19 protein-coding genes and 1 tRNA gene are annotated in these 21269 nt (G+C 73.8%); 10 read left to right on the top strand and 10 right to left on the bottom strand.

Translation table 11 applies throughout. The features are described 5' to 3' along the window. Window positions 1–13 precede the first annotated feature (13 nt). From ACFE7W_RS08190 to pheA, 3 genes are read left to right on the top strand one after another with little or no spacing between them, the layout of a single operon-like run. The gene (locus tag ACFE7W_RS08190; RefSeq protein ID WP_375424279.1) at window positions 14–502 is read left to right on the top strand and encodes a DUF4188 domain-containing protein; all 489 of its coding nucleotides are present in this window, start codon (window positions 14–16) and stop codon (window positions 500–502) included. 21 nt (window positions 503–523) lie between these two features. Next, on the top strand, window positions 524–1480 hold the full coding sequence (locus tag ACFE7W_RS08185; protein WP_375424278.1) for a DUF2510 domain-containing protein: 957 nt from the start codon (window positions 524–526) through the stop codon (window positions 1478–1480). A gap of 28 nt (window positions 1481–1508) precedes the next feature. After that, window positions 1509–2438, top strand: a complete 930-nt coding sequence (gene pheA / locus ACFE7W_RS08180) for a prephenate dehydratase (RefSeq protein ID WP_375424277.1) — start codon at window positions 1509–1511, stop codon at window positions 2436–2438. A 28-nt stretch (window positions 2439–2466) separates the two neighbouring features. On the opposite strand, the gene ACFE7W_RS08175 is transcribed toward pheA, so the two are convergent. After that, entirely contained in the window at window positions 2467–4137 is a 1671-nt protein-coding gene (locus ACFE7W_RS08175) for a diacylglycerol kinase family protein (protein ID WP_375424276.1), read from the bottom strand. Window positions 4138–4221: 84 nt separating this feature from the next. Between ACFE7W_RS08175 and serS the strand changes: the two genes are divergently transcribed. Both serS and ACFE7W_RS08165 read left to right on the top strand, forming a co-directional pair. Continuing rightward, on the top strand, window positions 4222–5493 hold the full coding sequence (serS, locus tag ACFE7W_RS08170) for a serine--tRNA ligase (protein WP_375424275.1): 1272 nt from the start codon (window positions 4222–4224) through the stop codon (window positions 5491–5493). 35 nt (window positions 5494–5528) lie between these two features. Further along, on the top strand, window positions 5529–6296 hold the full coding sequence (locus ACFE7W_RS08165) for an HAD family hydrolase (RefSeq protein WP_375424850.1): 768 nt from the start codon (window positions 5529–5531) through the stop codon (window positions 6294–6296). A gap of 11 nt (window positions 6297–6307) precedes the next feature. Here ACFE7W_RS08165 and ACFE7W_RS08160 read toward each other — a convergent pair whose 3' ends face one another. Continuing rightward, a complete protein-coding gene (locus ACFE7W_RS08160; protein ID WP_375424274.1) occupies window positions 6308–6880 on the bottom strand; it encodes a WhiB family transcriptional regulator in 573 nt (190 codons plus the stop codon). A gap of 105 nt (window positions 6881–6985) precedes the next feature. Further along, window positions 6986–7570 (bottom strand): bacterial proteasome activator family protein, encoded by a 585-nt coding sequence (locus tag ACFE7W_RS08155; protein ID WP_375424273.1) that lies wholly within the window; start codon window positions 7568–7570, stop codon window positions 6986–6988. Between the two features lie 114 nt (window positions 7571–7684). Here ACFE7W_RS08155 and ACFE7W_RS08150 point away from each other — a divergent pair, with 114 nt between their 5' ends. From ACFE7W_RS08150 to ACFE7W_RS08140, 3 genes are all read left to right on the top strand, one after another. Continuing rightward, a complete protein-coding gene (locus tag ACFE7W_RS08150) occupies window positions 7685–9589 on the top strand; it encodes an ABC transporter transmembrane domain-containing protein (RefSeq protein WP_375424272.1) in 1905 nt (634 codons plus the stop codon). Continuing rightward, window positions 9586–11514 carry an ABC transporter ATP-binding protein gene (locus tag ACFE7W_RS08145; RefSeq protein WP_375424271.1) on the top strand — a complete coding sequence of 643 codons (1929 nt, stop codon included), beginning with the start codon at window positions 9586–9588 and terminating at the stop codon, window positions 11512–11514. The genes ACFE7W_RS08150 and ACFE7W_RS08145 overlap by 4 nt, the downstream gene beginning before the upstream one ends. Before the next feature lie 301 nt (window positions 11515–11815). Next, window positions 11816–12628 carry a permease gene (locus tag ACFE7W_RS08140; protein WP_375424849.1) on the top strand — a complete coding sequence of 271 codons (813 nt, stop codon included), beginning with the start codon at window positions 11816–11818 and terminating at the stop codon, window positions 12626–12628. A 67-nt stretch (window positions 12629–12695) separates the two neighbouring features. On the opposite strand, the gene ACFE7W_RS08135 is transcribed toward ACFE7W_RS08140, so the two are convergent. The 5 genes from ACFE7W_RS08135 to ACFE7W_RS08115 all read right to left on the bottom strand — a co-directional run bounded on the left by ACFE7W_RS08135 (window position 12696) and on the right by ACFE7W_RS08115 (window position 16996). Then, window positions 12696–13103: a hypothetical protein gene (locus ACFE7W_RS08135; protein ID WP_375424270.1), complete on the bottom strand. Its 408-nt coding sequence runs from the start codon at window positions 13101–13103 to the stop codon at window positions 12696–12698. Window positions 13104–13113: 10 nt separating this feature from the next. Continuing rightward, window positions 13114–13602 (bottom strand): hypothetical protein, encoded by a 489-nt coding sequence (locus ACFE7W_RS08130; protein WP_375424269.1) that lies wholly within the window; start codon window positions 13600–13602, stop codon window positions 13114–13116. Window positions 13603–13736: 134 nt separating this feature from the next. Next, window positions 13737–15518 (bottom strand): selenocysteine-specific translation elongation factor, encoded by a 1782-nt coding sequence (selB, locus tag ACFE7W_RS08125; RefSeq protein WP_375424268.1) that lies wholly within the window; start codon window positions 15516–15518, stop codon window positions 13737–13739. Between the two features lies 1 nt (window position 15519). After that, a complete protein-coding gene (gene selA / locus ACFE7W_RS08120) occupies window positions 15520–16836 on the bottom strand; it encodes an L-seryl-tRNA(Sec) selenium transferase (protein WP_375424267.1) in 1317 nt (438 codons plus the stop codon). Window positions 16837–16903: 67 nt separating this feature from the next. Then, window positions 16904–16996: transfer RNA gene (locus tag ACFE7W_RS08115), tRNA-Sec, on the bottom strand. A gap of 68 nt (window positions 16997–17064) precedes the next feature. On the opposite strand from ACFE7W_RS08115, the gene selD reads away from it, so the two are divergent. Together selD and ACFE7W_RS08105 are read left to right on the top strand one after the other, a co-directional pair. Then, on the top strand, window positions 17065–18057 hold the full coding sequence (gene selD, locus ACFE7W_RS08110) for a selenide, water dikinase SelD (protein WP_375424266.1): 993 nt from the start codon (window positions 17065–17067) through the stop codon (window positions 18055–18057). 3 nt (window positions 18058–18060) lie between these two features. Next, window positions 18061–18693: an MSMEG_6728 family protein gene (locus tag ACFE7W_RS08105; protein ID WP_375424265.1), complete on the top strand. Its 633-nt coding sequence runs from the start codon at window positions 18061–18063 to the stop codon at window positions 18691–18693. Between the two features lies 1 nt (window position 18694). On the opposite strand, the gene ACFE7W_RS08100 is transcribed toward ACFE7W_RS08105, so the two are convergent. Together ACFE7W_RS08100 and nrfD are read right to left on the bottom strand one after the other, a co-directional pair. Further along, window positions 18695–19996, bottom strand: a complete 1302-nt coding sequence (locus tag ACFE7W_RS08100) for an OFA family MFS transporter (protein WP_375424264.1) — start codon at window positions 19994–19996, stop codon at window positions 18695–18697. Then, complete coding sequence (nrfD, locus tag ACFE7W_RS08095) at window positions 19993–21258, bottom strand: NrfD/PsrC family molybdoenzyme membrane anchor subunit (protein ID WP_375424263.1); 1266 nt, start codon at window positions 21256–21258, stop codon at window positions 19993–19995. The genes ACFE7W_RS08100 and nrfD overlap by 4 nt, the downstream gene beginning before the upstream one ends. Window positions 21259–21269 lie beyond the last annotated feature (11 nt).

The raw sequence follows: 21269 nt of genomic DNA, 5'->3' as shown, positions 1-21269 counted from the left end.
AATAGGAGCACCGATGGCCATGATCCTCCCCGGACGCACCACTCACGAGCACGACGGGGCGCTCGTCGTGTTCCTGATCGGGATGCGGGTCAACCGGCTCTGGCGCCCCGACCTCTACCTGCCGGTCTTCGCGGCGATGCCGAAGATGCTCGCGGAGCTGTCCCGCGACCCCGGGTCCGGGCTGCTGGGCTTCCGGACGCTGCTGGGCGCGGGCGGCCCCACCGTCGTCCAGTACTGGAGCTCGGTCGAGAAGCTGTACGCGTACGCCTCCGCTCCTGAGTCCGAGCACCGGCCCGCCTGGACCGCGTTCAACCGGCGGGCTCGGAACGCACCTGAGACCGTGGGCATCTGGCACGAGACCTACGTCGTCGACCGGGCCGAGTCCCTCTACGTGGCCGTGCCCGCCATGGGGTTGGCGGCGGCCACCACGCCGGTCCCGGTCCGACCGCGGTCCGACCGGGCCGCTCAGCGGCTTGGTGCCGAAGCCACCCGAGCGGCCTGAGCCGCGCCTATCCTGAGCCGCGTGAGCGATCCCGAGGCCGGCTGGCACGCCGATCCCGCCGGGACCGCTGGCACCTACCGCTGGTGGGACGGCCGGGCCTGGACCCGCTGGCTCAGCGCCGATCCGGCCGCGGTGCCCCCCGAACAGGTGCTCCCGTCACCGGAGTCGGAGTCGGAGTCGGAGTCGGAGTCGGAGTCGGAGTCGGACTCGGTCGAGGCTCCGCCTGACGGGGCCGAGGAGGGCGCGGCTCCCGTCGGCGTGGCCGCGACACTGGCCCCCGAGCCCGCCGAGGCGCTGGTCCGGCTGCCGGTGGCGGTCGCGGTGGTGGTCGCCGCCGTGCTGGTCGCGGCGGCCGCCCTCGGCGCGGTGGTGTCCGCGAGCGCGCAGGGCCTGCCCAGTGGCCCGGCCGTCGCGCCCCCGCCCCGCACGTCGTCCCGGGCGATCAGCTACGACCCGAGCAGCCGGGCGGCCACGGTCGGCAAGCTGCGGATCACGCTCGCCGGCACACCGTACGTCTGCGACTCCAGCCCCAGCTCCGCGCCGCCCACCTTCGAGGACGCCCTCGCCTGCAACGCGCCCGTGCACCCGAACTACGACGGCGACCACCACGACTGGACCGCCACCGAGGCGGTCGGGGTGGTCCCGACCTCGCTCGTGACCGACGGTAACCTCGAGGCGACGGGTCGCAAGGTCTTCGCCTCCGCCCGGGCGCAGTTCTTCAGCCGGGAGGCGACGACCCTCACCAAGCTCACGGTGCAGCCGACCGACCTGGGGTCCGGCACGGAGACGATCGTGGTCTCGGGTGAGGTGCACTACCGGGTCCCGGAGGTGGCCAGCCGCTACGACCGGCTGCTGGTGGTGGTCGTCGCCCTGCCTGACGGCACCCACGCCGTGGTCGCGTCCAGTCGACCTGACGACAGCGGGGCGACCGTCCAGCAGACGCTGCAGACGTCCCTGGACTCGCTCACCGCCAGGTAGCGCTGCACCGGACCGCTACTCTGACCGGATGCCTGGAGTCCCGCCCGCCCACTACGGCTACTTCGGGCCTGCCGGCACCTTCACCCACCAGGCGCTGCTGACCCTGCCGGCGCTGAGCGGCGAGCCGATCCCGTACCCGACCGTCGGCCAGGCCCTGCAGGCCGTCCGCGACGGCGACGTCACCGCCGTGCTGGTGCCGATCGAGAACTCCGTCGAGGGTGGGGTGACCGCCACGCTGGACAACCTCACCTACGGCGACCCGCTGGTCATCACCCGCGAGGTGCTGCTGCCGATCCAGTTCGGTCTGTACGGCCGGCCGGGGACGCGGCTGAGCGAGGTCCGCCAGGTGCTGACGCATCCGCACGCGGCCGCCCAGTGCCGCGACTGGCTGGCCTCCCACCTGCCCGAGGCGACGGTGACCGAGGGCGGCTCGACCGCCGGCGCCGCGGCCGAGGTGGCCGACCCGCAGTCCCGCTTCGACGCGGCGGTGTGTGCCACGGTCGCCGGCGAGATGTACCGCCTCGTGCCCCTGGCCGAACGGATCGCCGACAACGCCGAGGCCGTCACCCGGTTCGTGCTGGTCTCGCGTCCGGGTCCGGTCGCCCCGGCGACGGGCGCGGACAAGACGACGATGGTGCTCTTCATGCGCGAGGACCACCCCGGCGCGCTGCTGGAGATCCTGGAGCAGTTCGCCAGTCGCGGGGTCAACCTGTGCCGGATCGAGTCCCGGCCCACCAAGCGGACGCTCGGTGACTACTGCTTCTCCGTCGACGCCGAGGGCCACCTGGACGACGCGCGGTTGTCCGAGGCCCTGATGGGGCTGCACCGGGTCTGCGCCGAGGTCGTCTTCCTGGGCAGCTACCCCCGCGCCGACGGCGAACGCACCGACGTCCGGCCGGGGACCGCCAACCCGGACTACACCGCCGCCGCCGGCTGGCTCCGCCGCCTCCGGGGCTGACCGGTTCCCTGAGCCCGTCGACGGGCCCTCAGCGCTTGGCCACGCCCTCGATCTCGTCGGCCGCGGACTGCTCGAGGGCGTCGGTGGGCTGGTCCTTGGAGGCGCTCAGCGTGCGCGGCACCCGCAGGGTCAGGGCGCCGGGCAGCACCTCGGCGACCATCTCGTTGCACTCGCCCACCGTGTCGCCGTCGAGCTGGAAGGAGTCCCGCTCCTCCACGGTGATGGTGACCTTGCGACCGGTGATCCGGTCCAGCTGCTCGTCGGGGCGCCGTTGGCGGGTCAGCACGCCGGTGGTCAGCCGGACCCAGTCGCGGGCGGTGCGGGGCGAGGCGATCATCACGTCGAGCAGCCCGTCGTCGTACTTGGCGTCGGGGATCAGCGGGATGTTCGCCTGCAGGTAGCCGACGTTGCCCACCAGGATCACGTGTGCGCGGCGGCGCAGCGGCGGCTGGTCGTCGACGGTGATCGTGGTGTGGAGTGCGGGGTGCTTGGCGTTCTGCGCCGCGGCGACGAAGTACGCGGCCGAACCGACGACCTTCTTGAGCTCGGGGTTCGTGCCCTCCATGATCACCGCGTCGATGCCGATCCCGCCCATCACGGCGAAATGGTCGGGCGCGCCGCCGTCCACCCGCAGCTCGACCAGATCGACAGCCTTGTCCACCCCGTCCAGGGCGACGTCGAGGGCGGCCGCCCGGTCCAGCGGGATGCCGATGTTACGGGCCAGCAGGTTCCCGGTGCCGGCAGGGATCAGCCCGAACGGCACCCCCGTCCCGGCGAGGCTCGAGCAGATGACCCGGATCGTGCCGTCCCCGCCGGCGCCCAGCACCAGGTCCACCTCCTCGGCGACGGCCTGCCGCGTCATGGCCCGGCCGGGGTCGTCGACGGTGGTCTCCAGCCACAGTGGGACCCCCCAGCCGCGCTCGGCGAACTCGTACTCGACCTGCCGGCGGAAGGTCACCCAGTCGAGCACCTTGGACGGGTTGTAGATCACCGCGGCGCGACGCGGCGGGCCCGCGGAAGCCTCGTGTGCGAGGCGACCGCGCGTGATGTCGGTCACGAGGTCGTGCGGCACCGGGACCCGGACCCCGGCGACGATCAGAGCGAGCACCGCCGCCAGACCCCCCAGCAGCAGCCCGCCGACGATGTCGGTCAGGTAGTGGGCCCCGAGCAGCCAGCGGTCCACGGCCACGAGGAGGGTCACGGCCCCCGAGCCCACCTGCCACAGCAACCGCGCCCGGATGCTGCGCCGGGTGACGGCGAAGGTGGCGCCCACGCCGATCGCCAGGACGGTCACGGCCACCAGGTGGCCCGACGGGTAGCCGTAGCCGTGGGCTGTCACCACCGGCAGGGCCTGGGCCGGTCGGTCGCGGGCGATCAGCACCTTGAACAGGGCAGCGCCGCCCCAGCCCAGCCCAGCCATCAGCACCAGGGCCACCGACAGCTGCCGCAACCGGCGCCGGGAAGCCCACCAGGCGACGGCGAGCAGGGCGGCGTACTCGACGCCCGGCCAGGTGACCAGGGCGAACGCCGAGGCGATCTGTGCCTCGACCGACAGCGGCTCGATCCCCCGGGGCAGGTAGCGCGCGTCCAGGGTCTGGAGCGGGGACCACTCCAGCGTCAGAGCCGTCCACAGCGCCAGCGCCGCCAGCAGCAGGGCCGCCAGCACCAGGGCGGCCGGACGAGGGGGGCGGCGGGACATGGACGTCATTCTCCCAGGCGCGGCGGGCTGGCTCCGCCGGTAACGCGGGTGCCTCGCGACGAGGCCCGCCATTAGGCTGAGCCGGTGATCGACGTCAAGGTGCTCCGCTCAGATCCCGACCGCGTGCGCGCGTCCCAGCGGGCCCGGGGCGAGTCGGAGGCGGTGGTGGACGAGCTGCTGGCGGCCGACCAGCGCCGCCGTGTCGCGATCACCCGGTACGAGGAGCTGCGGGCCGAGCAGAAGGACCTCGGCAAGCAGGTGGCGAAGACCTCCGGCGACGAGCGGGCCGCGATCCTGGCCCGGACGCGGGAGCTGGCCGAGGAGGTGAAGCGGGCCGACAGCGAGGCCGGCCTCGCCGGGGCCGACTTCGAAACGCTGCTCAAGAGTGTCGGCAACCTCGTCTTCCCCGACGTTCCGGCCGGCGGTGAGGACGACTACGTCGTGGTCCAGACCTACGGCGCCCCGCGCGACTTCGCGGCCGAGGGCTTCGAGCCGCGGGACCACCTCGAGCTCGGCCAGCTGCTCGGCGCGATCGACGTCGAGCGCGGCGCCAAGGTGTCCGGCTCCCGCTTCTACTACCTGACCGGGCAGGGCGCCGAGCTCGAGCTGGCGCTGATGAACCTGGCCATGGGGCTGGCGATCCGCAACGGGTTCACCCCGATGATCCCGCCGGCGCTGGTCAAGTCGTCCGCGATGGAGGGGACGGGTTTCCTCGGCCAGGCGGCCCAGGACGTCTACCAGCTGCCTGAGGACGACCTCTACCTCGTCGGCACGGCGGAGGTGCCGCTGGCGGCGTACCACTCCGACGAGGTGCTGGACGCGGGCTCGCTGCCGCTGCGCTACGCCGGTTACAGCCCCAGCTACCGGCGCGAGGCCGGCTCCTACGGCAAGGACACCCGCGGCATCTTCCGGGTGCACTGGTTCGACAAGGTCGAGATGTTCGTCTTCTGCGCCCCCGAGGACGCGGCCGAGGAACACCAGCGGCTGCTGGCCTGGGAGCGGGAGTTCATCGACGCCCTCGAGATCCCGTACCAGGTGCTGGAGCTGGCCGGTGGCGATCTCGGCCTCAGCGCCGCCCGCAAGTACGACTGTTACGGCTGGCTGCCCACCCAGCAGCGCTACCGCGAGATCACCTCGACCTCGAACTGCACCGAGTTCCAGGCCCGGCGGCTGAACATCCGCGCCCGTTTTCCGGGCGGCACCGGGCCGGTGGCGACGCTGAACGGCACGCTGTGCGCCATGACCCGGACCATCATCATGATCCTGGAGAACCACCAGCAGGCCGACGGCTCGGTCCGGCTGCCCGCGGCGCTGCGGCCCTACCTCGGCGGCCGCGAGATGCTGGTGCCGCGCTGATGGGCTCCCCCCTCGAGCCGGGGTGGCGGCCCGGGCTGGTGGCGTTCGACGTCGACGGAACGGTGGTGGACCGCGACGGGGTCCTCCCGGCCGCGGTGGCGGCGTCGGTCACGCGGGTGGTCGGGGCCGGCGTCCCCGTCGTGCTGTCCACCGGCCGCAGCTGGCACGGCACCCGCGAGCTGGTCGAGGAGCTGGGCCTGCCGCCGGGGCTCACCGTCTGCTCCAACGGTGCCGTCACCGTGCGCTACCCGCCGGAGGAGATCGTCCAGGCGATCACCTTCGACCCGAGCGACGTGATCACCCGGGTGGAGGACTTCGCGCCCGGAACCCTGATCGCGGTGGAGGAGATCGGCCGCGGTTACCGCCTCAACCGGCACTTTCCGGAGGAGGACCTGACCGGCGAGATGATCATCGAGGACGCCGCCCAGCTGAGCGCGCGGCCAGTCACCCGGATCATCCTGCGCGACCCGCACGGCTCGGCCGAGGACTTCATCACCCTCGCCAAGCACCTCGGCCTGAACGGCGTGACCTACTTCGTCGGCTGGAGCGCCTGGATCGACATCGCTCCCGAGGGCGTCAACAAGGCCACCGCACTGGCCCAGGTGGCGGCCGAGCTGGGCGTCCCGCAGGAGCGGGTGCTGGCCTTCGGCGACGGCCGGAACGACATCGAGATGCTGCTCTGGGCCGGCCGTGGCGTCGCCATCGGTGATGCCCCGCCCGAGGTCCAGGCGGCCGCCGACGCCGTCACCGACCTCTTCGCCGAGGGCGGACCGGTCGCCGAGCTGAGCCGCTGGTTCGGCTGAACCGTCCGGGCTCAGGCGGCCTGAGCCCGTGACCGTCCGGCGGCGGTGACCTCGGCGGCGACGACGAGCACCTGGTGCAGGCGCGGGCGGGAAGTGCTGACGGTGACCTCGGACGGGGCGTTGCGCTCGCGCCGGAGGTGCCGCTTGACCGTGGAGAGGGAGCAGCCGAGGCGGCCGGCGAGCGTCTCCAGGCTCTCGTCGGGGTGGGCGTTGCGCAGTCGGAGCACCTCGTCGTGGTCGATCTGACGGCCGCCGCCGACCACCCCGGCCAAAGTGTCGAAGTCCTCAGGGCGGACGGTGACCCCGAGCCGTCGGCGGATCTCCGACCGCTGCCGGGCGGTGGTGCCGGCGACGTAGCCGGCGACGTCGTGCTCGACCACGGCGCGGTACAAGCACGCCGTCACCAGCGGACACGAACGGCAGGCGGCGCCGGCCGTCGCGACAAGACCGGCGTAGGCGCTGCGGTCGGCCTGGTCGGCGCCGTGCCGGCCGGGCTCCTCGAGCCGGGGGTCCTGGAACACCTGGACCAGCCGGGTGCAGGCGGGCAGCGGAGCGGGGGTGAGCGGGGACGCGAACGTGGTCATACAGGGCTCCCGAGGTGTCGTGGTGCTTGGCCTCGGATGGGACGGCGCCGACGACGATCCGGTTCCCTCGGGGTGGGGCCCGCCCTGCCCCCGCCCTCGCCAGTCCTACAGGTACATGCCGCCGTTGCCGGGCTGGCCCTCGGACGGGACGGGCGGGGTACTGCCGGCGGGGAGGGCGCGGCGCATCTGCTCCAGCTGGGCGCGAGCGGCCATCTGCTGGGCGAAGAGGGCGGTCTGGATGCCGTGGAAGAGGCCCTCCAGCCAGCCGACCAGCTGCGCGTGGGCGATCCTGAGCTCGGCGTCGGACGGGGTCTCGTCGGTGCTGAAGGGCAGAGCGATCCGCTCGAGCTCCTCGACCAGCTCAGGGGCCAGGCCGTCCTTGAGCTCGGCGATCGACGCCGAGTGGATCGAGCGCAGCCGCTGCCGGCTGGCCTCGTCCAGGGGCGCCGCCTTCACCTCCTCCAGCAGCTGGCGGATCATGTTGCCGATCCGCATCACCTTCGCGGGTTGCTCGACCATGTCGGTGACGGACTTGACCGGCTGGTCCTCGACCTCGACCCGCTCTACCGGCGGCCCCTCGACGGCCATCGCGTTCGGGGTGACGACGAACACCCGGCCGTCCTCGGTCGCTCCCGCCACGGCCTGGCCGCTGCCCTCGTCGGAACCGTCCGTGCGCTGCTCGCTGGTCATACGAGAGATCCTAAGTGGGGGCACCGACAGAGCCCGGCGGGCCGTTCCGGAGGCGCTCCAGCGGCCGAAAACGGGTGGAGCGGGCCCGCGAGAGACGCCTAGAGTAAGCCGGTCATGCATGATTTCCCACCGGTCGTCCCGGACTTCGAGGACCCGGCGCCGGGACGGCCCCGGGACTTCTCGGCACCCGACACCCGGTCCCCCGCACGCTTCCTCGGCTGGCTGCTGAAGCAGCAGCTCCCGAGCCTGGTGCTGCTCACGACCATCACCGTCATCCAGTGGCTGCCGGGCGCGGTCGGCCCCTGGATCGTGGGCCGGATCATCGACAACGGCATCACCGCACGCGACCTCGGCGTCGTCGGACGCTGGTGCCTGGTGCTGCTGGCCCTCGTCCTCGTAGGCGCAGCGGCCGGCGTCATCAACCACACCCTGATCGTCCGCACCTGGCTGGTGGGGATGTACGCGGCGATCAAGCTGCTCACCCGCAAGGTGACCTCGATGGGTCACGTGCTGCCGCAGCGCACCCCGACCGGGGAGGTGCTGAGCGTGGCCACCGGTGACTCCGACCAGTTCGGCGGCCTCGGTGAGGTGCTGTCCAACCTGGCGGGCGCGTTCGTCGCGTACCTGGTGATCGCCGGTCTCGTGCTGTCCACCTCCTTCGAGCTGGGCCTGGTGGTGCTGGTCGCGGCCCCGCTGCTGGTGGTGCTGGCCATGCCCCTGCTGCGACCGCTGCAACGCCGGCAGGAGACGGAGCGGACGCGCTCGTCGGAGCTCACCTCGCTGGCCACCGACATCGTCGCGGGGCTGCGCATCCTGCGCGGGATCGGCGGGGAGGAGACGTTCTCCCGCAACTACGTCGTCCAGTCCCAGCGCACCCGCGCCGCCGGGCTGGCCGCCGGTCGCTGGCAGGCGGCGGTCGACTCGGCGAGCGTCCTGTTCTCCGGGCTCTTCCTGGTGATGCTGACCTGGCTGGGCTCGCGGGAGGTCGCGGCCGGCCGGCTGACCGTCGGCCAGCTGGTCAGCTTCTTCGGTTACGCCGTCTTCATGGTGTGGCCGATCCAGGTGTTCTTCGACTCGGCGCAGAAGTGGGTGCGGGTGCTGGTCTCGGCCCGGAAGGCGATCGCGGTCTTCGAGCAGCAGCCGCCCTGGCCGGCCCCGGCCGCGCCGCTCCGGTTGCCCGCGGAGGGTCCGCTGCGCGACCACGTGTCCGGGTTCGTGGCCCGTCCGGGCGAGCTGACGGTCATCGTGTCCGCGTTGCCGGACGAGTCGGCGGCCCTGGCCGACCGGCTCGGCCGTTACCTGCCGCTCGAGCACGAGCCGGTGCCGCTGGACGTCGAGGGCGTGAAGGGCCGGGCCGCCCGGCAGGCCCGCAGCCGGCAGCGCGCCGAGCGGGCGCGGCTGGTCGAGCGGGACCGGCGGCTCGCGGGAGGCAGCTGGGGCGTCAGCCTCGGGCCGGTCGACCTGAGCGACGTGGCCATCGGTGAGGTGCGGCAGAAGATCGTGGTCAGCGACGCGGCCAGCGTGGTCTTCGCCGGCACCCTGCAGAACCTGGTCGACCCGCACCGACGGCTGACCCTGGCCGCCGCCGAGTCCGCCCTGCACACCGCGGCCGCCGAGGACGTCTTCTCCGGGCTGCCCGGCGGCTGGCAGGGCCGGATCGACGAGCGTGGCCGTGGCCTGTCCGGCGGCCAGCGGCAGCGGCTGGTCCTGGCCCGGGCGTTGGCCCTGGACCCGGACGTGCTGGTGCTCGTCGAGCCGACGTCGGCGGTCGACGCGCACACCGAGGCGCTGATCGCGCGCCGGCTGGCCGAGCACCGGCGCGGCCGGGTGACCGTGGCCACCAGCGTCTCGCCGCTGCTGCTGCACCACGCGGACCGGGTCGCCTACCTGGCCGATGGCCGGGTCCAGGCCAGCGGCACCCACGAGGAGCTGCTGGCCACCAGTCCGGGCTACCGGCGGGTCGTGGCGCGCGAGGAGTCCGAGGACCATCCGCTGGGCGTCGGACAGGAGGAGCGATGACCGAGCTGCGTACCGAGCTGCCCGGTTCGGCCGAGACCTGGCTCACCGGCGCTCCCGAGCCGGCCGTGCCGTCCGCGCTGGAGCGGCCACGGACCGGGAGCGTCCGCTTCCGGCTGTCCGCCTGGCGGTCGAGGCACCTGCTCCGCGAGCAGCGGGCGGGGGACTACTACCGCTCGTCCCGGCGTCCGGAGCGGGCGCTGCCGGTGGCCGACCGCAGTGAGGTGCTGGCGTTCCTCCGCCGTCTGTTCCTGAGTCGACGGCTGCTGGTCACCGCACTCCTGCTGCTGCACGCGCTGGCCGCGGTGGCCGGGCTGGTCGTGCCGCGGATCCTGGGTCACCTCGTCGACCTGGCGACGGCCGGCGGCACCGGCACCTCGCGGCTGGACGGTCTGGCCCTCGCGGTCACCGCCGTCGTGGTCACCCAGGCGCTGCTCACCTTCGCCGCCCTGATGACCTCCGTGCGCTTCGGGCAGGACCTGCTGGCCGAGGCGCGCGAGTACGTCGTCCGCACGGTGCTGCGGCTGCCGCTGGGCCGGGTGGAGAGCGCGAGCTCCGGCGACCTCGTCACCCGGGTCACCCGTGACGTCGGCACGATGAGCGAGAGCGTCCGGTTCGGGCTGCCCGAGGCGATCATCGCGGCCATGACCACGCTGCTGACGTTGGCGGCGATGCTGCTCAACTCGTGGCTGCTGGCGCTGCCGCTGCTGCTGACCATGCCGATGCTCGTGGTGTCGTCCCGGCGCTACCTGGCGCGCGCGCCCAAGGGCTACATCACCGAGGGCGGCACCTACTCCCGGATCAACACCAGCCTGACCGAGACGGTCGAGGGCGCCCGGACGATCGAGGCGCTGGGGCTGCAGCGGGTCCGGGTCGAGGTGGGCGACGACGACATCGCCGTCTCCGGCCAGGCCGAGCGCTACACGATGGCGCTGCGCAACCTGCTCTTCGGCGTCCTCGGGCTGGTCTGGGACACCCCGCTGGTCCTGGTGCTGCTGGTCGGGGCCTACGGGTACGTGAACGGGCAGGTCAGCCTCGGCCAGATCACCGCCGCCACCCTCTACGTCCAGGCGCTGGTCGAGCCGCTGCAGCGACTGATCCGCAACGTCGACCGGTTGCAGGTGGGTATCGCCTCGACCGCGCGCCTGCTCGGCATCGCCACCGTCCCGCAGGACCGCGAGGCCGGCGAGGCGCGTCCGCTCGGCAACCGGCTGGTGGGGCGCGACCTGCGCTTCGCCTACCGCGAGGGCCACGACGTGCTGCACGGCGTCGACCTGGACCTGCGGCCGGGGGAGCGGCTCGCCGTCGTCGGGCCGAGTGGTTCGGGCAAGTCGACACTGGGCCGGTTGCTGGCCGGGATCAACGGTCCCCGGACCGGCTCGGTCACCGTTGGTGGCGTCGAGCTGACCGAGCTGCCGCTGGACGTGATGCGGACCCAGGTGGCCCTGGTCACCCAGGAGCACCACGTCTTCGTCGGGACGGTCCGGGACAACATCCTGCTGGCCAGGGAGGACGCCGGCGACGAGGCCGTGCTCGCCGCGTTGCGGACCGTGGATGCGGAGGAGTGGGTCTCCCGGCTGCCGGCCCGGCTGGACACCCTGCTCGGCTCCGGCCAGCAGAAGCTGACACCGGCCCAGGCCCAGCAGATCGCGCTGGCCCGGCTGGTCGTGGCCGACCCGCACACCCTGGTGCTGGACGAGGCGACGTCGCTGATCGACCCGCGGACCGCCCGGCACCTGGAGGGCTCGATGGCCGCGCTGCTGGAGGACCGGACGGTCGTGGCAATCGCGCACCGGTTGCACACCGCCCACGACGCAGACCGGATCGCCGTGGTCATCGACGGCCGGATCGCCGAGCTGGGCAGCCACGCCGAGCTGGTCGCCGCTGACGGCGAGTACGCGAGCCTGTGGCGGGCCTGGACGTCCTGACCGCGACGTGTTTGGGAAGAGCCGGGCGGGGGAACCGGGCGCGGCATGAGCACTGTTGCTGACGCCAGCCCGCGACTGCGGCCGGTTGTCGGGGTCGGCGTCGTGCTGGCCGTGGCGGTCCTGGGTCTGCTCTGGGCCAAGTGGCTGCCGTACTCCGCACGAGCGCTCGGCCTCGCCGGCTCGCGAACCTGGAAGGGCTCCTCGCTGCTGCTGGCCGGTGAGGGTTCGCACCCGCTGAGCCGGGCCTGGGCGTTCACCCTCGCCTACAGCGAGGCGGTCTGGAAGGCGCTGGGTCGTCGCGCTGGTCGTCTCGGCTCTGGTCGACGTGCTCGTGCCGCGACGCTGGCTGGTGCGGGCTCTCGGCGGCCGCAGCACCCTCGGCGGTGCGGTCGTCGGCGGTCTCGCCGCGCTGCCGGCGATGATGTGCACCTGCTGCACGGCGCCGCTGGCCGTGACGATGCGCCGGGCGGGGGTGCCCACCTCGGCCGCGCTGGCGTTCTGGCTGGGCAACCCGGTGCTCAACCCGGCGGTGCTGGTCTTCCTGGCCCTGCTCGTACTGTGGCCCTGGGTGGCCGTCCGGGTGGCGCTCGGGCTGGTCCTCGTCATCGGGGTCAGCACGTTGCTGGGCGGTCTGGCCGCGCGGCGCTCGACCCGGCTCCCGGCGGCCGACCGGGCCGTGACGGCGGCGCTCGCCGGCCCCGGCCCGGAGCTGACCGCGGCCCAGATCCCCGGCCGGCTGCTGCGCAGCTTCCTCCGGCTGGCGCTGGTCCTGGTGCCGGAGTACCTGGTCGTGGTGTTCCTGATCGGACTGGTCGGCGCCCCGCTGGGACGGGCGCTCGGTCACGGTGGTGCCGTCGCGGTCCTGGTGGCCGCGGCCGGCGGCCTGCTGCTGGTGCTGCCGACGGGCGGGGAGATCCCGATCCTGCTGGGCCTCGCCGCCGCCGGGGCGAGCGCCGGTGTGCTCGGCGCGTTGCTGCTGGTGCTGCCGGCCCTCAGCCTGCCGTCGATGGTGATAGTCGGCCGCGCCCTGACCTGGCGGGTCACCCTGGCCGCCGCCGGCGCCACCGCGGTGGTCGGCGTCCTGGCCGGAGGCCTGCTGACCGTGGTGTCGTAGCCGCCGCTGCCTCCTGGGATCACTCCTGCCTCCTCTCGAGAGGAGGCAACGCCGTGGTCAGGAGGCATCAGCAGATGAACCGCCGCAGCCGGGCCGCCAGCACTCGTTCACGCTGCAGGTCGTGCCAGCCCCACGGCACCATCCGCAGGTCGAGGTCGCGAACGGCGTCCTCGCGGCGCTTCTCGGCGTAGACGACGTCGGCGGCCGTCTGGCCCGGGCTGAGCAGGCGGCCGTACTTCACGACACCGTCGAACTCCCCGACCGTCCGGTGCTCCTCCCAGCCGAAGTCGCAGCGGGCGACCACCCGACCGGACGGGTCGCTCACCTCGTACTGCAGGGACGAGGGCGGCAGCCCGATGGCGTGCAGCACGACCCGGCTGTGCGACTCGCCCGGGCTCTCGCTGCGGGGGTCGGCGAAGGCGACGACGCGTCGCGCGGCCGCGACGCCGGGACGGCCCGACGCCCGCGCCAGCACGTGCTCGACCTCAGCGGGCTCGAGCCCTCTCCGTAGGGGCGGCGTCGGCCGTTGCGACGGCATGGGCAAAGGGCAGCGTCCTGCCGAGGTCGACGACGGTACGGGCGAGGGAGGTGACGGGTAGGCCATCGACGGCGGTGATCTCGTCGGAGGAGAGCGGCGCCGCGTAGCGGTGGACATGTCCTCGACGCTGACCGGACCTGGCCTGGGGTTGCGTGACCTGGACGAGGTTAAGGCGTCCGGGCGGTACGGGCAGGTCGTGCATGACCGCGGCGGAGAGGTGACTGACGACGCCTGACCTGAGCAGCGGCAGGGTGGCGTGGATCAGCTGCCGGTGTCGGCTCTCGTTGCTGAGCTCGGTCTCGTCCCGGCTGTACGCGCCGCGCCTGAGGTGTCGCAGCTCGCCCGTGCGGGCAAGCTGACGCAGATCGCTGTACCGGTAGCCCTCGAGGACGAGGTCGCGGGCCAGCAGCACCCGCGCCGGCTGGAGGTTCGACATCGGCCCAGCCCACCAGAATCTGCAGCGCCAGGCGAGGGCGCCAGGGCAATCTGTGGACAACGGCGCACGTTGCCTCCTGAAGGTGACGTTGCTGCCGCTCGAGCGGTCGCGACGTCACCTTCAGGAGGCAGGGGTCAGCGGCCGCGGACCTGGCGGTGGCCGCCGTCCAGCCGTACGGTCCAACCGCGGCGGTCGAGGTGCTCGAGCAGGGGGATGGCCACCCGGCGGGTGGTGCCCAGCGCCTGGCGGGCCTCGCTGGTGGTGAACGGCTGCGGCAGGGTGGCCAGGACCCGCATCGCCTGGGCCGGGCCGGTCGGCAGCAGCACCACGTCAGGGGCCAGCCGGACCAGCCGTCCCGTGCGCTCGGCCGCCGCGAGCTCGGCGATGCCCAGGCCCCAGGTGTCCAGGTCCGGTCGCTCGGGGGCGAGGAACGGGGAGGCGGTGAGGTGCGCGACGAGCCGCGCCAGCCCCGCTTCTGCGGCCGCTCCGAGGTCGGCGCCCGTGCCCGGACGGGCCAGCCGGCCGTCCGCGTACGCCAGTCCGGCTTCCCGGGCCAGCGCGACCAGCAGGTCGCGGTCCGGGACGCCCACTGCCCGCCGCGCCGCCTCGAGACTCAGCCGCGGGTCGAGCGGGTGGGTCCGGGCCTGCTCGTCGACGGCGGCGAGGAGGCCGTCCTGCCAGTCCTGCCACCGATCCGGGTCGACCAGCCAGTCCCCGCTGACCCGCACCCGGTCCGTCGCCGGGGCGGCCACCCCGGCGGCGGCGAGCTCGTCCCGCCGGACTGCGCCGCGCCGCCGTACCTGCTCGGCCAGGGCGCCCGCCGGATCAGCCGCCTGCGACGAGGCGAGGTCCGAGGCCCGCGCGGCCGCCGCCCCCCGACGCCGCAGCTCGGGCGGGTCGGCATCCAGGACGACCGCACCGGCGGCGACGGCGTGCCGGCCGGGGTCGCGCAGCACCAGCCGGTCGCCCGGCTCCAGCGGCAGCGCCTCGGCCAGCGTCAACCGCGCCACGGCCGTCCCGGCCAGCGGGCGCACCCGGACGGGCATGGCGGCCGTCCCGGCGTGCAGCACCAGCTCGGCCGGCAGGTTGCCGACCGCCTCGGCGTTCAGGCTCAGCCGGACGTCGACCACGGCGGTCAGGGGCCAGCGGCCCGGCGTCAACAGGGCGTCGCCACGGCCGACCTCGCCGACCTCCACGTCGCGGAGGTTCACCGCCACCCGGGCCACCGCCGTGAGCTCCGGCCGGTCGACGCCCAGGCTCTGCAGACCTCGGACCCGTACGGTCCGGGAACCGACGGCCAGGGTGTCGCCGACCCGCAGTGTGCCGGCGCCGAGCGTCCCGGTGACCACGGTGCCCGCGCCCCTGATCGTGAACGAACGGTCGACCCAGAGCCGGACCCGGCCGTCGGCGCGGGGCGTGGGCAGCGTCTGGACCAGCTCCGACAAGGCGCGACGCAGCTCGTCCAGCCCGGCCCCCGTCCGCCCCGACACCGTCACCGCGGGCACCGGTCCGAGGCTGGACTCGGCGATCCGGGCCCGGGCCTCCGCGACCGCGGCCGACGGCTCCGCGAGGTCGCTGCGGGTGACGACCAGCAGCCCGTGGCTCAGCCCGAGGGCGTCGACGGCGCTCAGGTGCTCACTCGACTGGCGCCGCCAGCCCTCGTCGGCGGCGACGACGAACATCACCGCCGGAGCCGGACCGAGCCCGGCCAGCATGGTCCCGAGGAAGCGCTCGTGCCCGGGGACGTCGACGAAGGCCAGGTCGTCCCCGTCGAGCCGGGTCCACGCGTAGCCGAGGTCGATGGTCATGCCGCGCCGCTGCTCCTCGGCGAAGCGGTCCGGCTCCATCCCGGTCAGCGCCCGCACCAGCGTCGACTTGCCGTGGTCGACGTGTCCGGCCGTGGCGACGACGTGCACGTCAGGCTGCCGGAGCCGCCGGCCCCACGGCCAGCACCGCCGCCAGCACCGCCACCAGTACGGCCTCGTCGGCCTCGGCCGGGACGCAGCGCAGGTCCAGCAGGCAGCGGCCGCGCTCGACCCGTCCGACCACCGCGGGCTCGCCGAGCCGCAGCGGCGCCGCGTACGCCTCGTCCAGGGCGACCGCCCAGCCGGGCAGGGTCAGCCCGGGCGCCCCGCCGCCGCCGACCGCCCCGTCCGAGGGCACGACGGCCGCGTCGAGACCCGCCTCGTCGAGCTGGGCGGCCAGGCCGTCCGCCCGGGCACGCAGGGCGTCCGGGTCGGCCCGCAGCGCCGCCCAGGCCGGGGTCAGCGGCCCCCGCAGCGTGGCCTCGAGCGCCGCCAGGGTGAGCTTGTCCACCCGTAGCGCCCGCGCCAGGGGGTGTCGTCGGAGCCGTTCGACCACCTCCGTCCGGCCCAGCAGCAGGCCGGCCTGCGGTCCGCCGAGCAGCTTGTCGCCGCTGGCGGTGACCACGTCAGCGCCGTCCCGCAGCGCCGTCGCGGCGTCCGGCTCGTCGGGGAGCAGGGGATCGGGGGCCAGGAGCCCGCTGCCGATGTCCACGACCACGGGGACGCCGAGCCGGGCCAGCTCGGCGACCCCGGTGGCCGCGGTGAAGCCCTCCACCCGGAAGTTGGAGGGGTGCACCTTGAGGATGGCGCCGGTGTCCGGACCGATCGCGGCGGCATAGTCGTGCACGGACGTCCGGTTGGTCGTGCCGACCTCGCACAGCCGGACGCCGGTGGACTCGATCAGGTCGGGCAGCCGGAAGCCGTCGCCGATCTCGACCATCTCGCCACGGCTGATCACCAGCTCGCGTCCGGCGGCCAGGGCGGTGGTGGCCAGCACCAACGCGGCGGCGCCGTTGTTGACCGCCAGCACCGCCCCCGCGTCGGGGACGGCCTCGGACAGCGCGGCCAGCGTCCCGCGTCCCCGCCGGGCCCGGCGTCCGGTCTCCAGGTCGAACTCGACGTCGGCGTACCCGGCCGATCGCGTCACCGCCTCGAGCGCCGCGGCGGAGAGGGGAGCGCGGCCCAGGTTGGTGTGCAGCACCACGCCCGTGGCGTTCAGCACCGGTCGCGCGCTCGCCGACGACCGGGGCAGCAGCGCGACCGCCCGCTCGACCACCTCGTCCGGCTCGAGCTGCCCGCTCCGGGCCTCCTGCTGTGCCTGCCCCACGACCCGCTTGACCGTGTCGCGGCCGAGGAGTCCGACGGCAGCGCTCAGGCGCGGGTCGGCCAGCACCCGGTCGGTGCGGGGGACGAGCCGGCGGTGGTCCACGGCCCGATGCTAGTCAGCACACCACTGGTGACCCCCGCCGACAGTCAGCGGGCGGACAGCCGGCTTGCGGAGGCGGACGGGAATCGAACCCGCCAAGCCGAGATGCTCGACTTCACCGGTGTTGAAGACCGGGAGGGCCACCAGGCACCTGTACGCCTCCGCCGCCGAGGCTAGCCGAGGGTCTGGGCCGAGGTTTGAGCGGAGGCTCCGCTCGGTAACGTCGGGGGCATGACGGCGACGACGGTGTCCTACCGGTTGACCCAGTACGTCCACGGCGGCGGCTGCGCGTGCAAGATCCCCGCGGGCGACCTCGAGGACATGCTCGGCGGGTTGACGCCCTGGACCTCAGCCGACCTCCTCGTCGGCCTCGAGACCGGGGACGACGCGGCGGTGGTGCGGATCGCGGACGGGCAGGCGGTCGTGAGCACGACCGACTTCTTCACGGCGGTGGTCGACGACGCCTACGACTTCGGCCGGATCGCGGCGGCCAACGCCCTCTCCGACATCTACGCCATGGGCGCGCGCCCCTTGGTCGCGCTCAACCTGGTGGGCTGGCCGCGGGACGTCCGGCCGCTGGAGCTGCTGCGCGAGGTGCTGCGCGGCGGGATGGACATCGGTCGGGAGGCGGAGGTGCACGTGGCCGGCGGCCAGAGCATCGACGACCCGGAGCCGAAGTACGGGATGGCCGTCACCGGCCTGGCCGACCCGGACCGGCTGCTGCGCAACGACGCGGCGCGGCCGGGGCTGCCGCTCAGCCTGACCAAGCCGCTGGGCGTCGGGGTGCTGAACAACCGGCACAAGGCGACGGGTGAGGTCTTCGCCGCCGCGATCGACTCGATGACCCGGCTGAACCGCGCGGCTGCGGAGGCGGCGGTGGCGGCTGGGATCCGCGCGGCGACCGACGTGACCGGCTTCGGACTGCTCGGACACGGGTACAAGATGGCCCGCGCGTCGGGCGTCACCTTCCGGATCGACGCGGCGGCGGTCCCGTATCTGGACGGCGCCCGGGAGGCCCTGGCCGCCGGTTACGTCAGTGGCGGCACCCGCCGCAACCTGGCCTGGGTGCAGCCGCACACTGACGCCGGTGTGGGCGAGGACGAGCTGCTGCTGCTCGCCGACGCCCAGACCAGCGGCGGGCTGCTCGTGGTCGGGGAGATCCCGGGTGCGCCGGTCATCGGTGAGGTGGTCGCCGCGGGCGATCACCCGCTGGTGGTGCGCTGACCGGTGCAGACCTTCCTGCCGTACCGCGGCTTCGAGGCCTCGGCCCGGGCGCTGGACGCCAAGCGCCTCGGCAAGCAGCGTGTCGAGGTGATCCAGATCGTCCGCGCGCTCACCGTGCCCGGGTACGCCTGGAAGCAGCACCCCGCCGTCCTGATGTGGCAGGGATATGAGGAAGCGCTGGGGCGCTACGGCCTCGTCATGTGCGACGTCTGGCTGGAGCTGGGCTTCGGCGACACCTGCGCCGGCACCATCGCTGCCGACCTGGAGACGTTCGGTATCCCGGAGATCCGGAGCGAGGCCGCGCTGGACGCGGCCGGCGCGCTGCCGCCGTGGGTCGCGGACGAGGCGGTCCGGCAGAGTCACCAGTCCGCGCTGGTGCGCAAGGACCCGGAGTTCTACCGGCGACACTTCCCCGACGTCAGGCCCGACATCGACTACGTCTGGCCGGTCCGGTCGGCCGCGGTCGTCCAGCGGGAGGAGCGGCAGCGGGAGAACGCCGTACTGCGTCAGCAGCGCGCCGAGCAGAAGATCCTGGACGAGCTCGCCAAGGCCAAGCGGAAGCGCAGCGCCTCGGCGAAGAAGGCCGCCCGGACCAGGGCGGCCAACGCGAAGGCCCGGGCCCGGAACGCCCCCTGACCTAGCGGCGGGCCGAGGTCTGGGCGCCGAGGGAGCCTTCGGCGGCGTCCTTGCGGGTGCGGGGCAGCCGGGTGATGACCGGTAGCACGATGGCGATGAGGGCGATGAGGCCGATCGTGGTGAAGCCGGCCGAGTAGTTCTTGGTGCTGCCGATCAGCTTGGCCACGATCAACGGGCCGACCACGCCGCCGAGGCTCCAGCCGATCAGCATCAGCCCGTAGATGCCGCCGGCGTTCTTGACCCCGAAGAAGTCGCCCGCCGTCGCCGGCATGGTGCCGAAGGCACCGCCGTAGCAGAGGTAGACCACCGCGGCCAGGACGAAGAAGAGGGCCGCGTTGTGGGCGTGCGGGATGAGCAGCAGGCAGGCACCCTCGAGGGCCAGGATGACCACGAAGGTGGGCATCCGGCCCAGCCGGCCCGAGACGGCGGCCCAGAAGATCCGGCCGGCCCCGTTGAACAGGCCGAGCAGGCCGACCGCCGTGGCCGCCGCGGCTGCGGTGTAGCCCGCGACGTCGGCGAAGGTCGCGGCCGCCTGGGAGATGAAGGAGATCCCGGCCAGTACGGCCAGGGTCAGGATGGCCGCCAGCGCGTACCACTGCCAGGTCCGCAGCGCCTCGCCCTGGGTGTAGTCGCGGCCGCTGTCCACGACCTTGCCGGAGGTGGCCGGGGTGTAGCCGGGGACGGCGTAACCGGCCGGCGGGTCACGGAAGAAGAGGGCACCCGCCACGGCGAGGACGAGGTACGCGATCCCCAGCGGCAGGAACGCCGTGGTGGGGACGTCCGGGTTGCGCTTGATCAGCGCCTGGGCGATCGGTGCGGTGACCACGGCGCCGAAGCCGAAGCCGCCGACCGCCAACCCGGTGATCAGCCCGCGGCGGTCGGGGAACCACTTCTGCAGCATGGCGATCGGGACGATGTAGGCCAGTCCCAGCCCGAAGCCGGCCAGCACGCCGTAGCCGATCACCAGCAGGGGCAGGTGGTCGCCGTCCCTGGCGAACGAGGCGACGATGACGCCGAGGCCGTAGACGACAGAGCCGATGACGGCCACTGTCCGCGGCCCGCGTCGGTCCTGGATCCGGCCGCCCAGGTAGGTGCCGATGAAGATCATCCCGATGGCCGTCTCGAACGGCAGCGTCGCCTGGGGCTTGGTCAGCTTGAACGCGCCGGCCTTCTGCAGGGCCGAGCTGAAGACGCTCCACGCGTAGACCGCGCCGAGGGAGAGCTGCAGCAGCAGGGCCGCGACGACGAGCCCCCACCGTCCCCGGGTCGGGTTGTCGGTACGCGCGACGGCGGTGTCGGTCATCGGGTCTCCTTGTCGGCCGGAGCCGCCGGCCCGGACGCAGCCTCGGCGGCCCGACGCCGGTTCAGCCGTTCCCGTTGCGGGACGACGGTGTACTTCGGGTCGTGCGCGGACTCGATACCCGCCTCGAACACCCCGAACCGCGTACAGGCCGAGCCGGCCAGCAGCGCGACCCCGGACAGGGCGGCGCCGAGCCGGCTGCGCCCGCCCAGCAGCAGGGCCCCGGTGGCCCCGGTCGCCGTCAGGATCTTGCTGGCGCGGATCAGCCGACCGGGTCGTCCGGTATGCAGCGCCTCGGCCGACAACCCCATCGAGTGCTCCATCCGGTGCTCGACGGCGAGCTCGGCCAGCGCACCGACGACGGCCAGCCGACGGGCCGGACCGGACTCGGCCACGGGTGCCAGCAGCAGGCCCAGCCCGCCGGACGCGGCGGCGGCTGAACCGACGAAGACGAAGGGCAGCTCGCGGTGCGCATCGTGCCAGGCCGGGGTCGAGGTGTCGGTGAGCAGCACCGCCGTGTACGAGGCGACGCCCGGCGCGATCAGGGCGGCCGCGATCCCGGCCGGTCGGGCGGCCCAGTCGAGCAGTGTGCTGAGGACCCCGAAGCGGACGGGCAGCAGCCGCGCCACCTCGGCCGCCCCGGCGACGACCGCGCCTGGCCCGTAGGCGGTGAGGATCCAGGTGCCCACCGACATCGGTGACGTGGGCTTGAACACCCGCAGCATGTTGACGAACCGCTCCGGGCGACCCAGGTCGGCCACCAGCGCCAGCAGGCTGATGCTGATCGCACCGGTGGCGCTGATCCGCATCCCGCGACGCAGGACCGGACGGCCGCTGAGGTCGGCGCCGGCCGCGAGCAGTGAGGAGCCGCCGGCCACGCCGCCCATGAACAGGTAGAGCGGGATCGCGTTCTCCCACGGCGCCGCCTTGACCACCGGCCGGCCGTAGTAGGAGACGAAGGTCGCGTCCGGGACCATCGCCTCCTCGGCGCGCGCCTTCCTGCGGCGGCCGAGACGCCCTTTCGGACGCCGGCTGCCGTCGCCGTGAGGGAAGTCCTGTACCCCCTGCTCGCCACCCGGCGCCCCGGCTGTGCCCCGCCCGCCCCCGGCGGTCCGTCGTGCGGTGGCCGCAGCGCTCCGGCCGCCCTCGGAGCCCGGGACGGCCGCGATGGCCTCGTCGGCGGCGGGCGGACCTCCGGGGTTCAGGTCGGGGTTGCCGGCCTTGCCGATCTCCTGCTGGCCGCGCTCGTAGTCGCCCTGGGTCACCGCTGCTCCCT

Origin of the sequence: uncultured Friedmanniella sp. (assembly GCF_964244285.1) — a bacterium.
Classification (GTDB): domain Bacteria; phylum Actinomycetota; class Actinomycetes; order Propionibacteriales; family Propionibacteriaceae; genus Microlunatus.
The sequence above is the reverse complement of the archived record's forward strand: the minus strand, read 5'-3'. Positions and strand labels throughout refer to the sequence as shown.